The following is a 14,499-nucleotide window of genomic DNA, read 5'->3' as shown; positions in this document are numbered from 1 at the left end:
GTCAGGTCAGAGCACGGACGTGTCGATCCACTCCCCCGAGCGCATCACGCGCAGCGGGGCGAGATCGGCGTCGACCACGACGACGTCGGCCCGGCGACCGACCTCGAGGGCGCCGATGTCCCGGCGGCCGAGCACACGCGCCGACGTGCCGCTCGCGGACCGGACGGCGTCGGCGAGCGGGACCCCGGCGGCGACCGTGCACCGGACGAGGTCGAGCAGGTGGCCCGTGCCACCCGCGATGGCGTCGCCGTCGGCGAGCCGGGCGACCCCGTCCGCCACGCGCACGCGCATCGGCCCCAGGTCGTAGGTGCCGTCGGGCATCCCCGCAGCCGCCATCGCGTCGGTGACCAGCACGATCGAGTCCGCCCCGACGAGGTCGAACACCGCCCGGATGGTCCCGTCGGCGAGGTGCACGCCGTCGGCGATCAGCTCGACGATCATGTCGCCCCGGCCCGCTGCCCCGAGGCACGCGGCGATCGGGCCGGGATCCCGGTGGTGCAGGGCGCGCATGCCGTTGAACAGGTGCGTGGCCGTCGGGCGGGCCGACCGCGTCCCGGGGCGGGCCAACGCGGCCCGCGCCTCGAGGATCGCGACGTCGACCTGCTCGGCGCTCGCGTTGGTGTGCCCGAGCGACGGGATGGCGCCCGCCGCGGCGAGCGCCTCGATCGCCCCGCCGGGCCCGCAGACCCCCGCGATCTCCGGCGCGAGCGTCATGGACACGAGGTGCCCCCGGGCGGCGGTCGCGATCCGGCCCACCAGCTCGGCGCTGCCGGGGATCATGTCGGCCGGGTTCTGGGCACCGCACCGGGCGCGCGACAGGAAGGGGCCCTCGAGGTGGATCCCGGCGAGCTCGCCGCCGTCCGCCAGGTCGGCGAGCAGCGCCGTCTGCCGCACGAGGGTCTCGGCGTCGGCCGTGACCAGGGACGCGACCAGGCTGGTGGTCCCGTGCCGCAGGTGCTCGCGGGACGCCCGCCGCGCGTCGTCGGCGTCGAGGGCGTCGGGGAAGCTCGCGCCGCCGCCGCCGTGGCAGTGCACATCGACGAGACCGGGCAGGATCGTCGTGCCGGGCACGGGTGCCGGTGCCGCGGCGACGGCGTCGGCCAGGGCCACCGGCGCGGTCGCGGTCGACACCGCGCCGACCCACACGATCCGGTCCCCCTCGATCACGACTGCGGCGTCCTCGAGCACGGCGTCGCGCAGCACGACCCGCCCCCGCAGCACGACAGGCACCAGGACGACGTCGACCTCAGCAGCACTCATGGGCCCATCATCCCGCCTCCCCGCCCGTGCCGGGCCACCGAGTGCGGGGAATCGGCTGCTCCGCACCCGCTCCGACCAGCAGAAGCCCCGCATTCGGCGAGCAAGGGTGGGCCGGGAGGGGTGGGTCAGAAGAGGCGGGCGCCGGAGTCGTCGACGCCGCGCATGGCGTCGTAGTCGAGGATCAGGCAGCCGATGCCGCGGTCGGTGGCCAGCACGCGGGCCTGCGGCTTGATCTCCTGGGCCGCGAACACCCCGCGCACCGGAGCGAGGTGCGGGTCGCGGTTGAGCAGCTCGAGGTAGCGCGTCAGCTGCTCGACGCCGTCGATGTCGCCGCGTCGCTTGATCTCGACGGCGACCGTCCCGCCCGCGGGGTCCTTCGCGAGGATGTCGACCGGGCCGATCGCGGTCGGGAACTCGCGCCGCACGAGGCTGTGCCCGGTACCGAGCAGCTCGATCTGCGCGGCGAGCATCATCTGCAGGTGGGCTTCGACGCCGTCCTTGATCAGGCCGGGGTCGAGGCCGAGCTCGTGGGCCGAGTCGTGCAGCACCTCGTGCACCTCGATGACCAGGCGGTCGTCGCTCTTGGCGTGCTGGACCGCCCAGGTCTGGACGACGCCGCGCTCGAGCGCGGCGTCGTCGGGCACGGTCACCACCAGCTTGCAGGGCGGGCTCATCCAGTTCAGCGGCTTGTACGAACCACCGTCGGAGTGCAGCAGCACGCTGCCGTCGGCCTTGACCAGGAGCAGGCGCGTGGCCAGGGGCAGGTGGGCGTTGAGCCGGCCGGAGTACTCGGCCGAGCACGTCGCGATGACCAGACGCACGGTGGAGTGTCCCTTGCGGATCGAGGATCGGATGACGGGGGTGCAGCGCCGTAGAAGGCCCGGTGACGAAGACGTCGCGGTGACGAAGGTCAGATCACGCGTTCGAGCGTGCTCGGCGGCGCCGCCTCGAGCCAGGATGTGAGGCCCGCGTACGCCTCCGGGGACATCGTCAATGCAAACTCCGCCTCGCGGTAGCGGCACTGCACGAGATAGAGGTCCGGACGGCCGGGGACCGCGAGCAGGGACCGCGCGATCACTTCGAGCTCGGCCCGCCGCCACGTCCGGGTGGGTCGCGGCGACAGGGACCAGGCCCGCCACCAGTCGAGCCGACCGGCGCCGTACTGCGCGATGCCCGCGACCACCGCGCCGCCGGCCGGCGACACCGGGCGCGCGCCGCACACGAAGGACCCCACCCGTCCCGAAAGCGTCGAGAGCCGGGAGGCCCCGAGACCGAGGATCGCGACGACGCCGAGCAGGGCCAGGCCCAGGCCCACCGCGACGATCACCGCAGCCTCAGTCACGATGGCCCGATCAGCGCGTCGGGGTGCCGGAGATCAGCGCGACCGACGCCGCCACGATCGTCACCCGGTCGGCGTCCACCGAGAGGAACCCGCTGTCGATCGTGCCGCGCAACGGCTCGCCGGAGACCGGGGTGATCCGGACCTCCCCCGCGCGCAGCACCGCGAGCACCGGCGAGTGACCGGGCAGGATGCCCATCTCGCCGTCCGCGGCAGGGGCGACGACCATGGTGGCCGCCCCCGACCAGATCTTGCGGTCGGCGGCGACGAGATCGACGTCAAGCTGTGCCACGGGTCCTCCTTCGGTTCGGAACGGATCAGCAGGGACGAGGCGTCAGACGCCGTATTCCTTCTGGATCCGGGCCCAGTTCTTCTCGAGGTCCTCGAGGCCACCGATGTTGAAGAAGGCCTGCTCGGAGATGTGGTCGAACTCGCCGTCGGCGATCCGGGAGAACGCCTCGATGGTCTCCGACATCGGGACCGTCGAGCCGGGGACGCCGGTGAACTGCGTCGCCATGTAGGTGTTCTGCGAGAGGAACTGCTGGATGCGACGGGCGCGGTACACGACCGTCTTGTCCTCCTCGCTGAGCTCGTCGACCCCGAGGATCGCGATGATGTCCTGCAGCTCCTTGTTGCGCTGGAGGATCTGCTTGACGCGCGTGGCGGTGTTGTAGTGGTCGACGCCGACGTACCGCGGGTCGAGGACCCGCGAGCTCGACGCGAGCGGGTCGACGGCGGGGTACAGGCCGCGCGAGGCGATCTCGCGGGAGAGCTCCGTCGTGGCGTCCAGGTGGGCGAACGTCGTGGCCGGCGCGGGGTCGGTGTAGTCGTCGGCGGGGACGTAGATCGCCTGCAGCGAGGTGATCGAGTGACCGCGCGTCGAGGTGATCCGCTCCTGCAGCTGACCCATCTCGTCGGCGAGGTTCGGCTGGTACCCGACGGCGGACGGCATGCGCCCGAGCAGGGTGGACACCTCGGAACCCGCCTGGGTGAACCGGAAGATGTTGTCGATGAAGAGCAGCACGTCCTTCTGCTGCACGTCGCGGAAGTACTCCGCCATGGTCAGTGCGGACAGCGCGACGCGCAGTCGCGTGCCCGGCGGCTCGTCCATCTGGCCGAACACCAAGGCGGTCTGCTTGATGACGCCCGACTCGGTCATCTCCTCGATGAGGTCGTTGCCCTCGCGGGTGCGCTCACCGACCCCGGCGAACACGGACACACCGTTGTGGTTGTTCGCGACGCGGTAGATCATCTCCTGGATCAGGACCGTCTTGCCGACGCCGGCACCGCCGAACAGGCCGATCTTCCCGCCGAGCACGTACGGCGTGAGCAGGTCGATGACCTTGATGCCGGTCTCGAACATCTGGGTCTTCGACTCGAGCTGGTCGAAGGCCGGCGGCTTGCGGTGGATCGGCCAGCGCTCGGAGATCTCAAGCCGCTCGCCCTCCTTGCCGTTGAGCAGCTCGCCGGTGACGTCCCAGACGTGCCCGAGGGTGACGTCCCCGACCGGCACGCTGATGGCCTTGCCGGTGTCGGTGACGATGGCGCCGCGGACGAGACCGTCCGTCGGCTTGAGCGCGATCGCGCGCACCATCGAGTCCCCGAGGTGCTGAGCGACCTCGAGGGTCATGGTGAACGACTTCTCGCCCTCGCCCTGGGCGGACAGGTCGATGTCGACCTTGAGCGCGTTGTAGATCTCCGGGATGGCGTCGGCCGGGAACTCGATGTCCACGACCGGGCCGATCACCCGGGCGACGCGGCCCGTGCCGGGCGCGGTCGCGCGCGCGGCCTGGGCAGTGGTGTCAGTAGTAGTCATGTGTCTCTCGCTCCGCTCGACCGGGGCGTGCCCGGTAGGTCTGTGCGTGGTGGTTGGTGCAGTGCTAGGGGCCGGCGAGGGCGTCGGCACCCGACACGATCTCGCTGATCTCCTGGGTGATCTCCGACTGGCGGGCCTGGTTGGCCAATCGGGTGTAGTCGCGGATCAGATCCTCCGCGTTCTCCGTCGCCGTGTGCATCGCCCGCTGGCGCGCGGCCAGCTCGGACGCACCCGCCTGGAGCAGGCAGCTGTAGATCCGGCTGCGCACGTAGCGCGGCAGGAGCGAGTCGAGGACTTCCTCGGCCGACGGCTCGAAGTCGTACAGGGGCAGCGCCTCGGCCTCGTCGACCGGTGCCACGCCCTCGACGACCTCGAGGGGCAGCATGCGGATCACCCGCGGGACCTGGGTGACCATGTTGACGAACTGCGTGTAGACGATGTGCAGCTCACCGACCCCGCCCTCGTCCACGGGAGCGGTGAACGCGTCGAGCAGCACGTCCGCCACGTCCTGCGCCATCTCGACGGTCGGCGAGTCCGACTCACCGACCCAGCTGCGCACGATCGGGCGCCCGCGGAACGAGTAGAACGCCACCGCGCGCCGACCCGTGGCGTAGAGGGCGATCTCCTTGCCCTCGGCCGTGAGCTTCTCGATGAGCTTGTCCGCCTCGCGGATCGCGCTCGCCGAGTACGCCCCGGCCATCCCGCGGTCCGACGTCGCCACGAGGACCGCGACCCGACTGGTGTCGGTGCGCTCCGTCGTCAGCGGGTGCGTCACGTTCGAGTGGGTCGCGACCGCCGAGACCGCGCGGGTCAGCGCCCGGGCGTACGGCGCAGCCGCCGTCACGCGCGACCGTGCCTTGCCGATGCGCGACGCCGCGATGAGCTCCATCGCGCGGAAGATCTTCTTCAGCGACTGGGTCGACCGGATCCGCTCCCGGTAGACGCGCTGCTGGCCGCCCACGCTCAGGCCTTCTTCTGCCGGACGATCTGCTCCTGCTCGACCTCGACGACCTCGTCCTCGACGGCACCGATCAGCGGCGTGCCGTCGCCCTTGAGGAAGCCCGCACGGAACTCACCGATCGCGGCCTCGAGGGCCGCCTCGGTGTCGTCCTCGAGCTTGCCGGTCGACTCGATGGTGCTGAGCACCTCGGTGTTGCGGCGCAGGTGGCCCAGCATCTCCGACTCGAACCGGCGGACGTCCTCGAGCGGGACGTCGTCGAGCTTGCCCTTGGTGCCGGCCCAGATCGACGCGACCTGGTCCTCGACCGGGTACGGCGAGTACTGCGGCTGCTTGAGCAGCTCCATCAGGCGCGCACCACGGGTGAGCTGGGCACGCGAGGCCGGGTCGAGGTCGGACGCAAACATCGCGAACGCCTCGAGGGACCGGAACTGCGCGAGGTCGAGCTTCAGGGTGCCGGAGACCTTCTTCATCGCCTTGACCTGCGCCGAACCACCGACGCGGGACACCGAGATGCCGACGTCGACGGCCGGGCGCTGGTCGGCGTTGAACAGGTCCGACTGCAGGAAGATCTGCCCGTCGGTGATCGAGATGACGTTGGTCGGGATGTACGCCGAGACGTCGTTGGCCTTCGTCTCGATGACCGGCAGGCCGGTCATCGAACCGGCGCCGAGCTCGTCGTTGAGCTTGGCACAACGCTCGAGCAGGCGGGAGTGCAGGTAGAACACGTCGCCCGGGTAGGCCTCGCGGCCCGGCGGACGCCGCAGCAGCAGAGACACCGCGCGGTAGGCCTCGGCCTGCTTGGACAGGTCGTCGAAGATGATCAGGACGTGCTTGCCCTCGTACATCCAGTGCTGGCCGATGGCCGAGCCGGTGTACGGGGCGAGGTACTTGAAGCCGGCCGGGTCGGACGCCGGAGCGGCGACGATGGTCGTGTACTCGAGCGCGCCGGCGTCCGCCAGCGCGCCGCGCACGGCGGCGATGGTCGAGCCCTTCTGGCCGATGGCGACGTAGATGCAGCGGACCTGCTTCTTCGGGTCGCCGGTCGCCCAGTTGGCCTTCTGGTTGATGATCGTGTCGATCGCGATCGCCGTCTTGCCCGTCTGGCGGTCACCGATGATCAGCTGGCGCTGACCACGGCCGATCGGGATCATCGCGTCGATGGCCTTGAGGCCGGTCTGCAGCGGCTCGTGGACGCTCTTGCGCGCCATCACGCCGGGAGCCTGGAGCTCGAGCGCGCGGCGGCCGGTCGTGACGACCTCGCCGAGGCCGTCGATCGGGGTGCCCAGCGGGTCCACGACCCGGCCGAGGTAGCCGTCACCGACGGCGACCGACAGGACCTCGCCCGTGCGGCGGACCTCCTGGCCCTCCTCGATCCCGGTGAACTCTCCGAGGACCACGACGCCGATCTCGCGCACGTCCAGGTTGAGGGCGAGCCCGAGGGTGCCGTCCTCGAAGCGCAGCAGTTCGTTCGCCATCGCGCCCGGAAGTCCTTCGACCTGGGCGATGCCGTCTCCCGCGAGGATGACGCGGCCGACCTCTTCGGTGACCGTGCCCTTCGGCTCGTAGGACTTCACGAAGCTGTCCAGCGCGGCCCTGATCTCGTCGGGCCGGATCGTCAGCTCAGCCATTGCTCTTCTCCTGTCGTGACCATGCGGGGTGCGCGGTCGTCAAAAGTCTGGGGTGCGGTGCGGCAGTGAGCCGGACCGTCAACTGGCAAGTTGTCGTCGAGCGTCGTCGAGCCGGGAGAGCACGGTCGAATCCACGACGTCGGGCCCGATCTGGACCCGAAGCCCACCGAGGACCGTCGGGTCCACCGTCACGTTGAGCTGGACCGCACCGCCATACGCGCGGCCAAGGATCCCGGACAACCGGTCACGCTGGGCTTCGCTCAGCTCGGTGCCGGAGGTGACCGACGCGACCAGGCGGTTGCGTCGGGCCGCGGCGAGCTCACCGACATGGACCAGCGTGGCGATGAACCGGCGCCCGCGCGGGGACAGGGTCGCCCTGCGGGCGATCTGCTCCGTGACCGGTGCGGTCCGGCCCGCGAGGATCGCGTCCAGGAGGGCGAGGCGTCGCTCGGGGGACGCCTTCATGTCGAACAGCGCCCGGCGCACCTCCCGCTGACCGATCAGGGCCCGCGTGATCCGGAACAGCTCGTCCTCGACCCGCACCAGCTCGTCGCTCGCCTCGGCAGCAGCCAGGGCGGACTGGAACCCGAGCTCCTCGACGGCCTCGGCGAGGTCCGCCTCGGCAGACCACCGGGACCCCGCGAGCTCGGCCACGACATCCGCGACCTGGGGCGTGGCATCGGCCAGGATGGCGCGAGCCAAACCTGCCTTCGCCGCGCCGTCGATCGACGGGTCGGTCAGGGTGCGGCGCAACGTGCCGGAGCTGTCGAGCGCATCGACCAGCGTGAACAGCTGCGCGGCGAACTGGGCCGAGTCTGCACCCGCCGCGCGGAGCACCGGCTCGAACCGAGCGGTGACCTGCTCCAACGACACCCGACTCGTCGCACGCATCATGCGACCGTTCCGGCGTCCGCCGTGGTCGATGCTTCGAGCTCGTCAAGGAACCGGTCGACGACGCGCGACTGGCGCACCTCGTCCGCCAGCGCCTCGCCGACGATCTTCGAGGCGAGCTCGGTCGCGAGGGCGCCCACCTCCGAACGGAGCGACATCACGACCTGCTTGCGCTCGGCCTCGATCTGGCGCTGGGCCGTCTCGTGGATCCGGGCGGCCTCGTCCGCGGCCTTCACGCGAAGCTCGGCCACGATCGCCGCGCCTTCGATGCGCGCGTCCTCACGGATGCGCGCCGCCTCGGCGCGTGCGTCGGTCAGCTCCTGCGTGTACCGCACCAGCGCCGCGTCGGCCTCGGCCTGGACCGACTCCGCCTTCGCGAGCCCACCCTCGATCAGGGCAGTGCGCTCATCGAGCACGGCCGTGAACTTGGGCAGCACGAGCTTGTAGAACAGCAGCGCGATCGGGATCACGACGACGGCGGACCACACCATGTCGTAGATCGCTGGGACGAAGAGCCGGATGCCCTCGACCTCCTCGCCGGCCGCCGCAGCCAGCTGCGCACTGGCGGTGAGCAGCGACATGGTCATCAGAACAGGAACCCGGCGATCAGACCGAGCAGCGCGAGCACCTCGACGAACGCAACACCGATGAACATGGTGGTGCGGAGCTGTCCGGCAACCTCGGGCTGGCGTGCGATGCCCTCAACGGTCTTGCCGATGAGGATGCCGAGGCCGATGCCCGGGCCGAGCGTCGCAAGCCCGTAACCGATCGTCGCGACGTTGCCCTCGACTGCGGCGAGAATGGTGGTCTCAACCATGGTGTTCCTTCCGTGGTGCGCCCGGCTCCCGGGCGGCAGCTTGATGTAGGTCAGTGGTGCGGGGACGACGAGTCGCCCGAGAACTAGTGCTCCTTCGACGTCGACAGGTCGATGTAGACGGCGGCAAGGAGCGCGAAGATGTACGCCTGCAACGCAGCGACGAGCATCTCGAAAAGGGTGAAGGCGAAGCCGGCGGCCAGCGACAGGAAACCGATCGCCTTCAGGGCACCGGTGGCCTCGAAGAAGAAGAAATGGGTGGCCCCGAAGCAGAGCACGAGCAGCAGGTGCCCGGCGATCATGTTCGCCGTGAGTCGGATCGCCAGCGTGGCGGGCCGGAACAGGAAGACCTGCAGGATCTCGATCGGCGTGATCAGGATGTACAGGAACCACGGCACGCCGGGCGGGAACAGGTTCGTCTTGAGGAACCCGCCGACCCCGTGGTGCGCCTTGATGCCGGCGCCGATGTACATCACGAAGACCCACAGCGCGAGCAGGATCGGGATACCGATGAGCGACGTCCCGGCGATGTTGAGCATCGGGATCACGCCGGTCAGGTTGAACGCGAGGACCGCGAAGAAGATCGTCGTGAGCATCGGGACGTACTTGTGGGCGCGGTCACCGAGGATCTCCTGGGCGATGTTGACCCGGACGAAGGAGAGCGCCATCTCGGCGACCCCTTGACCGCGGCCCGGGACGACCGACAGGCGACGGGCAGCGAGCCAGAAGAGAAGGCACAGGGTGATCGCCGCGACCACGCGCACGAGCATGATCCGGTTGAACTCGAAGGCCGTGCCCTCGAAGAAGATGGCGCCGGGGAAGAACTCGGCGATCGAGGGCGCATGGAAGCCACCGTCCCCCTCACCGGCGACGGGAAGGATCGTTGCAACGGTATACAGAACGGGCTCCCTGTCGTCGTGGGTCAGGGTGTTCGGGCGCAGCCGTGCGCGCCGGAGGACCTGGCCTCAATTGGATCGGTGGAAGCGTAACCCATGCGCCGCGCGAGCGGGGTTGGTCCTCCAACGTGCGGAGATGCGGCTACGGGCCGGGGACGACGTTCGGCACCCGCCCGTGCGCGACGGCCCGGTAGTCGATCAGGGCGGCCCCGATCACGCCCACCATGAGGACCCCGCCGAGCAGCCACTTGTCGTAGAAGTCGAACGGCCGCAGGAGGGCGAGCGCGAGGATGAGCACGAGCATCTTGGCGAGCCAGCTCCCCAGGACGACCGCCGCGGTCGTGGTCGCGCTCGCCCCGGCCGTCGTCAGCATGGAGACGACCGTCGTGCCCGAGAAGATGACGGTCAGGGCCACGCCCAGCACCGCACCCCACACGCCCGGCATCCCGGCGGCCAGGTAGCCGACCACGATGCCGACCACCGCGAGCACGACGACGAGCACGAGCATGTCCCGCAGCGCCGTGCGGAACACCGCCCGAGCCGCGTCCGTGCCGGTCGGCGCCTGGCTGTCGTCGGGGTTCGTCATGGGTGGTTCCCTTCGTCGGAGCCGGGGAGGTCGATGCGCGGGGCGTCCGGCACCGGCACCGGGGTGGCCAGGCTGGAGGTGTGCACGCGTCCGCGCAGCGGACCGAGCGTGAGCCCCGACGCGACGAGCACCCCGACCGCGAGCAGGACCAGCACCGTGGTGGTGGAGAACATGACGAGCGCGGCCGCACCGAACGCGAACACCGCCGTCCACAGATACATGATGACCACCGCCCGCTGGTGCGAGTGCCCGAGGGCCAACAGCCGGTGGTGCAGGTGCATGCGGTCGGGGTGGAAGGGCGAGGTCCCCGCCCCCACCCGACGGGTCACCGCCAGGCCCATGTCGAGCAGGGGCAGCAGCAGCACGGCGATCGGGAGCAGGATCGGCAGGAACGCCGGGATGGTCTGCCGGTTCGAGACGACCTCCGGATCGATCTGCCCGGTGACCACGATCGCGGCGGCCGCGATGAGGAGCCCGATCAGCATCGAGCCGGAGTCCCCCATGAAGATCCGGGCCGGGTGGAAGTTGTGCGGCAGGAAGCCGAGGCACGCCCCCACCAGGACGGCGATCACCAGCGTCGCGAGGTTGGACACGTCCGTCGGGCTGGCCGACTTCGTCAGCAGGTAGGAGTAGACGAAGAACGCCGTGCCGCCGATCGCGATCATGCCGGCGGCCAGACCGTCGAGGCCGTCCACGAAGTTCACCGCGTTCATGGCCACGACGACCGTGAGGATGGTGAGGAAGAGCCACAGCCGCGGGGACGCGATGAGCACCCCGCCGATCGGGAGCTGGTAGAGCAGCACCCCGCTCCAGGCGAGGTACCCGGCTGCCAGCACCTGGCCGACGAGCTTGGTCACCCAGTCCAGGTCCCAGATGTCGTCCGCGACGCCCAGGAGGCAGACCATCGTCGCCGCCCCCAGGATCCCCCAGGCTCGACGGGAGTCCTCGAACACGCCCTCGAGGAACGGGATCTGGCTGGCGACGAGCAGCGCGACGGCGATGCCGGCGAGCATCGCGATGCCACCGAGTCGAGGCGTGGGGATGGAGTGCACGTCGCGGGCCCGGACCGCGGTGATCGCGCCCGAGCGCAGTGCGACCCAGCGGGCGATCGGAGTCGTGAGGTAGGTGACCGCCGCGGCGATCAGCAGGACGAGCAGGTAGGCCTTCACCTGGGCTCCTCCGTCGGGGCCTCGCCGGCGGCCGAGGCCGGGTCGACGACCGGCGCGACCGTGCGCAGCGTGGCGAGGTCGATGGCGCCCGCGCGGACGAGCCGGAGCTCGCCGCCGGTCGCGTCCACGATCGTCGAGGCGACCCCACCGGGGGCGACGCCCGCGTCGAGGTAGACCGCCACGGAGCTGCCCAGCTGGTCGAGGGCGTCGGTCGCGGTGAGCGCGGCCGGCTGGCCGGTGCGGTTCGCGCTCGAGACCGCGAGCGGACCGGTGCGGCGCAGCAGCGCGAGCGCGGTCGGGTGGTCGGGCATGCGGAGCGCCACGGTGCCGCCGGTCTCCCCGAGGTCCCACGCGAGCGAGGGCTGCGCCCGGCAGATGACGGTGAGCCCGCCCGGCCAGAAGGCCGCGACCAGGTCACGTACCGCCTGCGGGACGTCGGCCGCGAGGCCGTCGAGCGTGCGCACGTCGGGCACGAGCACGGGCGGCGGGAGCTGACGTCCGCGTCCCTTCGCGGCCAGCAGCGCCGCGACGGCGTCGGGGTTGAACGCGTCGGCCCCGATGCCGTAGACGGTGTCCGTCGGCAGCACGACGAGCGCACCGCGGGTGACCGCGTTGACGGCCTCGTCGACGGCGGCGCCCCAGGTGTTCGGGTTTCCGGCTTCCATGCGACGGCTCTGCTCGCTCACGACGGCGAGTGTTCCACGTCGGGGGCCGACGGGTGCGCACCGACGCTCGTGCGGCGGGCGAGCACCATGCGCGCGCGACCGGTGAGGTCGAGCCCGGTGGTCGCCAGGGTGAACGCACCCACCCGGTCGACCATCGCGCGCGCGGCGGCGGCCTGGACCTCGGCGTGCTCGAGCACGAGCAGGCCGCCGGGCCGCAGCAGCCGGGCCGCCGCGGCCACGATCCCGCGCGGCACCTCGAGCCCGTCGGCACCCAGCCCGTAGAGCGCCACCGCCGGATCGTGCTGAGCGACCTCGGGGTCCACGGGGACCGCGCCCGGTGGGACGTACGGGGGGTTGGACACGACGACGTCGACCGACCCGTCGAGCTCGGTCAGGGCGGTGCGCGCGTCCCCGCGGTGCAGGATCACCCGGCCCGCCAGTGCGGGGGCGGTGGCCAGCACGTTGCGCTCGGCCCAGGCGTGCGCGCTCGCGTCCAGCTCGACACCGTGCACGACGGCGCCCGGGACCTCGTGCGCCACGGCGAGCGCGATCGCCGCCGACCCCGTGCACAGGTCGACGACCAGCACGTCACCGCGCACACGCACCACGTCGCGGGCGACGTCGATGGCCGCCTGGGCCACCTGCTCGGTCTCCGGTCGCGGGACGAACACCCCGGGTCCGACGGCGAGCTCGAGGCCACGGAAGGGCGCGGAACCCGTGAGGTGCTGCAGCGGGACCCGGGTGGCCCGGCGCGCCACCAGATCGGCGAAGCCCGCGGGGGCCGACCGTCCCAGGATCGCGGCGACCTGCAGCTCGCCGCGGCTGATGCCGAGCAGGTGCGCGGCCAGCAGCTCGGCATCGACCCGCGGCGACGGCACCCCGGCGTCGGTCAGTGCGCGCTCGGCGGCGCGCAGCGCCTCAGCGAGGCCCGTCGGTCCGGCGAGGCCCGTCGGCTCAGTGGGGCCCGTCGGCTCAGCGGGGCCCGTCGGTGCGTCGTCGGGCAGGGTCACACGAGCTCGCCCGCGGCCGCCAGCCGGGCAGCCTCGTCCGCCTCGATGGCGCTGCGGATGACTGGCTCGAGATCGCCGTCGAGCACGGTGTCGAGGTTGTAGGCCTTGAACCCGGTGCGGTGGTCGGCGATGCGGTTCTCCGGGTAGTTGTAGGTGCGGATGCGCTCGGAACGGTCCACGGTGCGCACCTGCGAACGCCGCGCCACGGACTGCGCGGCCGCCTCCGCCTCGGCCCGCGCGGCCAAGATCCGGGCACGCAGCACGCGCATGCCCTGCTCGCGGTTCTGCAGCTGGGACTTCTCGTTCTGCATGGACACGACGATGCCGGTCGGGAGGTGCGTGATCCGGACCGCGGAGTCGGTGGTGTTCACGGACTGCCCACCCGGGCCGGACGACCGGTAGACGTCGATGCGCAGGTCGTTCTGGTCGATCTCGACCTCGCCGGGGTCGTCTGCCTCGGGGAACACGAGCACGCCGGCGGCCGAGGTATGGATGCGGCCCTGCGACTCGGTCACGGGCACGCGCTGGACGCGGTGCACGCCGCCCTCGTACTTGAGCGACGCCCAGACCCCGTCACCCGGATCCGTCGGCACACCGCGGGACTTGACCGCAACCTGGACGTCCTTGTAGCCCCCGAGGTCCGACTCGGTCGCCTCGATCAGCTCGGTCTTCCAGCCGCGCCGCTCCGCGTACCGCAGGTACATGCGCAGCAGGTCGCCGGCGAACAGCGCGGACTCCTCGCCACCCTCGCCCGCCTTGATCTCGAGGATCACGTCGCGCGCGTCGTCGGGGTCGCGCGGGATCAGCACGCGCCGCAGCCGTTCGGCCGCCTCGTCGCAGGTCAGCGCGAGCGCGGGCAGCTCGGCCGCGAACGACGCGTCGTCCTGCGCGATCTCGGTCGCCTCGTCCAGGTCCTGGGAGGCCTGGTGCCAGGCGCGGTACGCGGCGACGACCTGACCGAGCTCGGCGTACCGCCGGCCGAGCGTGCGGGCCCGGCCCGCGTCGGCGTGCACCGCCGGGTCGGCGAGCTGGGTCTCGATGTGGGCGTGCTCCGCGAGCAGCGGCTCCACGACCCCGAAGTCCTCGCTCATGACTGACCTTCCCGTTGATCGTCCCCGCACCCGTCGGGCGTCGGTACACACAACAACGCCGGTGGGCCCGGGAGCCGCCATGGAGGGCGGCGCCCCGGATCCACCGGCGCGGTCTGGTCGCTAGCTCGGGGCGACGGTCTCCTCGACCGCCGGCGCGGCGACCTTCTTCTTGCCGTAGCGGGCCTCGAAGCGGGCCACGCGACCGCCGGTGTCGAGGATCTTCTGCTTGCCCGTGTAGAACGGGTGGCAGGCGTTGCAGACGTCGGCGCGAACGTCGCCGGACTTCTCCGTCGAGTGCGTGGTGAAGGTGTTGCCGCAGGTGCAGGTCACCGTCGTCAGCACGTACTCGGGGTGGATGTTCTTCTTCACGAGA

17 protein-coding genes are annotated in these 14,499 nt (G+C 71.3%); all 17 read right to left on the bottom strand.

Going from position 1 to position 14,499, the window contains the following annotated elements; all coding sequences use genetic code 11:
* Positions 1 to 6: 6 nt before the first annotated feature.
* Positions 7 to 1,260, bottom strand: a complete 1,254-nt coding sequence (locus EUA98_RS12480; RefSeq protein ID WP_130103017.1) for an N-acetylglucosamine-6-phosphate deacetylase — start codon at positions 1,258 to 1,260, stop codon at positions 7 to 9.
* Positions 1,261 to 1,385: 125 nt separating this feature from the next.
* Positions 1,386 to 2,081 carry an endonuclease NucS gene (gene nucS, locus EUA98_RS12475; protein WP_130103016.1) on the bottom strand — a complete coding sequence of 232 codons (696 nt, stop codon included), beginning with the start codon at positions 2,079 to 2,081 and terminating at the stop codon, positions 1,386 to 1,388.
* Positions 2,082 to 2,170: 89 nt separating this feature from the next.
* A complete protein-coding gene (locus EUA98_RS12470; protein WP_242511454.1) occupies positions 2,171 to 2,602 on the bottom strand; it encodes a DUF2550 domain-containing protein in 432 nt (143 codons plus the stop codon).
* 10 nt (positions 2,603 to 2,612) lie between these two features.
* Complete coding sequence (locus EUA98_RS12465) at positions 2,613 to 2,891, bottom strand: F0F1 ATP synthase subunit epsilon (protein WP_130103015.1); 279 nt, start codon at positions 2,889 to 2,891, stop codon at positions 2,613 to 2,615.
* A 42-nt stretch (positions 2,892 to 2,933) separates the two neighbouring features.
* Positions 2,934 to 4,415, bottom strand: a complete 1,482-nt coding sequence (gene atpD / locus EUA98_RS12460; RefSeq protein ID WP_130103014.1) for a F0F1 ATP synthase subunit beta — start codon at positions 4,413 to 4,415, stop codon at positions 2,934 to 2,936.
* 64 nt (positions 4,416 to 4,479) lie between these two features.
* Complete coding sequence (locus EUA98_RS12455; protein ID WP_130103013.1) at positions 4,480 to 5,376, bottom strand: F0F1 ATP synthase subunit gamma; 897 nt, start codon at positions 5,374 to 5,376, stop codon at positions 4,480 to 4,482.
* Between the two features lie 2 nt (positions 5,377 to 5,378).
* Positions 5,379 to 7,004, bottom strand: a complete 1,626-nt coding sequence (gene atpA, locus EUA98_RS12450) for a F0F1 ATP synthase subunit alpha (protein WP_130103012.1) — start codon at positions 7,002 to 7,004, stop codon at positions 5,379 to 5,381.
* Positions 7,005 to 7,082: 78 nt separating this feature from the next.
* Complete coding sequence (locus EUA98_RS12445) at positions 7,083 to 7,895, bottom strand: F0F1 ATP synthase subunit delta (protein WP_130103011.1); 813 nt, start codon at positions 7,893 to 7,895, stop codon at positions 7,083 to 7,085.
* On the bottom strand, positions 7,895 to 8,476 hold the full coding sequence (locus EUA98_RS12440) for a F0F1 ATP synthase subunit B (protein WP_130103035.1): 582 nt from the start codon (positions 8,474 to 8,476) through the stop codon (positions 7,895 to 7,897). Before EUA98_RS12440 ends, EUA98_RS12445 begins: the two co-directional genes overlap by 1 nt.
* A 5-nt stretch (positions 8,477 to 8,481) precedes the next feature.
* On the bottom strand, positions 8,482 to 8,712 hold the full coding sequence (gene atpE, locus EUA98_RS12435; protein ID WP_130103010.1) for an ATP synthase F0 subunit C: 231 nt from the start codon (positions 8,710 to 8,712) through the stop codon (positions 8,482 to 8,484).
* Positions 8,713 to 8,795: 83 nt separating this feature from the next.
* On the bottom strand, positions 8,796 to 9,542 hold the full coding sequence (gene atpB, locus EUA98_RS12430; RefSeq protein ID WP_491562670.1) for a F0F1 ATP synthase subunit A: 747 nt from the start codon (positions 9,540 to 9,542) through the stop codon (positions 8,796 to 8,798).
* 205 nt (positions 9,543 to 9,747) lie between these two features.
* A complete protein-coding gene (locus EUA98_RS12425) occupies positions 9,748 to 10,191 on the bottom strand; it encodes a Cg1360 family ATP-synthase-associated protein (RefSeq protein ID WP_130103008.1) in 444 nt (147 codons plus the stop codon).
* Positions 10,188 to 11,360 (bottom strand): MraY family glycosyltransferase, encoded by a 1,173-nt coding sequence (locus EUA98_RS12420; RefSeq protein WP_130103007.1) that lies wholly within the window; start codon positions 11,358 to 11,360, stop codon positions 10,188 to 10,190. The genes EUA98_RS12425 and EUA98_RS12420 overlap by 4 nt, the downstream gene beginning before the upstream one ends.
* Complete coding sequence (locus EUA98_RS12415; RefSeq protein ID WP_130103034.1) at positions 11,357 to 12,025, bottom strand: L-threonylcarbamoyladenylate synthase; 669 nt, start codon at positions 12,023 to 12,025, stop codon at positions 11,357 to 11,359. Before EUA98_RS12415 ends, EUA98_RS12420 begins: the two co-directional genes overlap by 4 nt.
* Before the next feature lie 17 nt (positions 12,026 to 12,042).
* Positions 12,043 to 12,939: a peptide chain release factor N(5)-glutamine methyltransferase gene (prmC, locus tag EUA98_RS12410; protein WP_130103033.1), complete on the bottom strand. Its 897-nt coding sequence runs from the start codon at positions 12,937 to 12,939 to the stop codon at positions 12,043 to 12,045.
* A gap of 92 nt (positions 12,940 to 13,031) precedes the next feature.
* Positions 13,032 to 14,126, bottom strand: coding sequence for a peptide chain release factor 1 (prfA, locus tag EUA98_RS12405; RefSeq protein ID WP_130103006.1), 1,095 nt, complete (start codon positions 14,124 to 14,126; stop codon positions 13,032 to 13,034).
* Positions 14,127 to 14,246: 120 nt separating this feature from the next.
* Complete coding sequence (rpmE, locus tag EUA98_RS12400; protein WP_130103005.1) at positions 14,247 to 14,495, bottom strand: 50S ribosomal protein L31; 249 nt, start codon at positions 14,493 to 14,495, stop codon at positions 14,247 to 14,249.
* Positions 14,496 to 14,499 lie beyond the last annotated feature (4 nt).

The sequence above is a fragment of the Pengzhenrongella frigida genome (genome assembly GCF_004168625.1).
Taxonomy (GTDB): Bacteria; Actinomycetota; Actinomycetes; order Actinomycetales; family Cellulomonadaceae; genus Pengzhenrongella; species Pengzhenrongella frigida.
The sequence above is the reverse complement of the archived record's forward strand: the minus strand, read 5'-3'. Positions and strand labels throughout refer to the sequence as shown.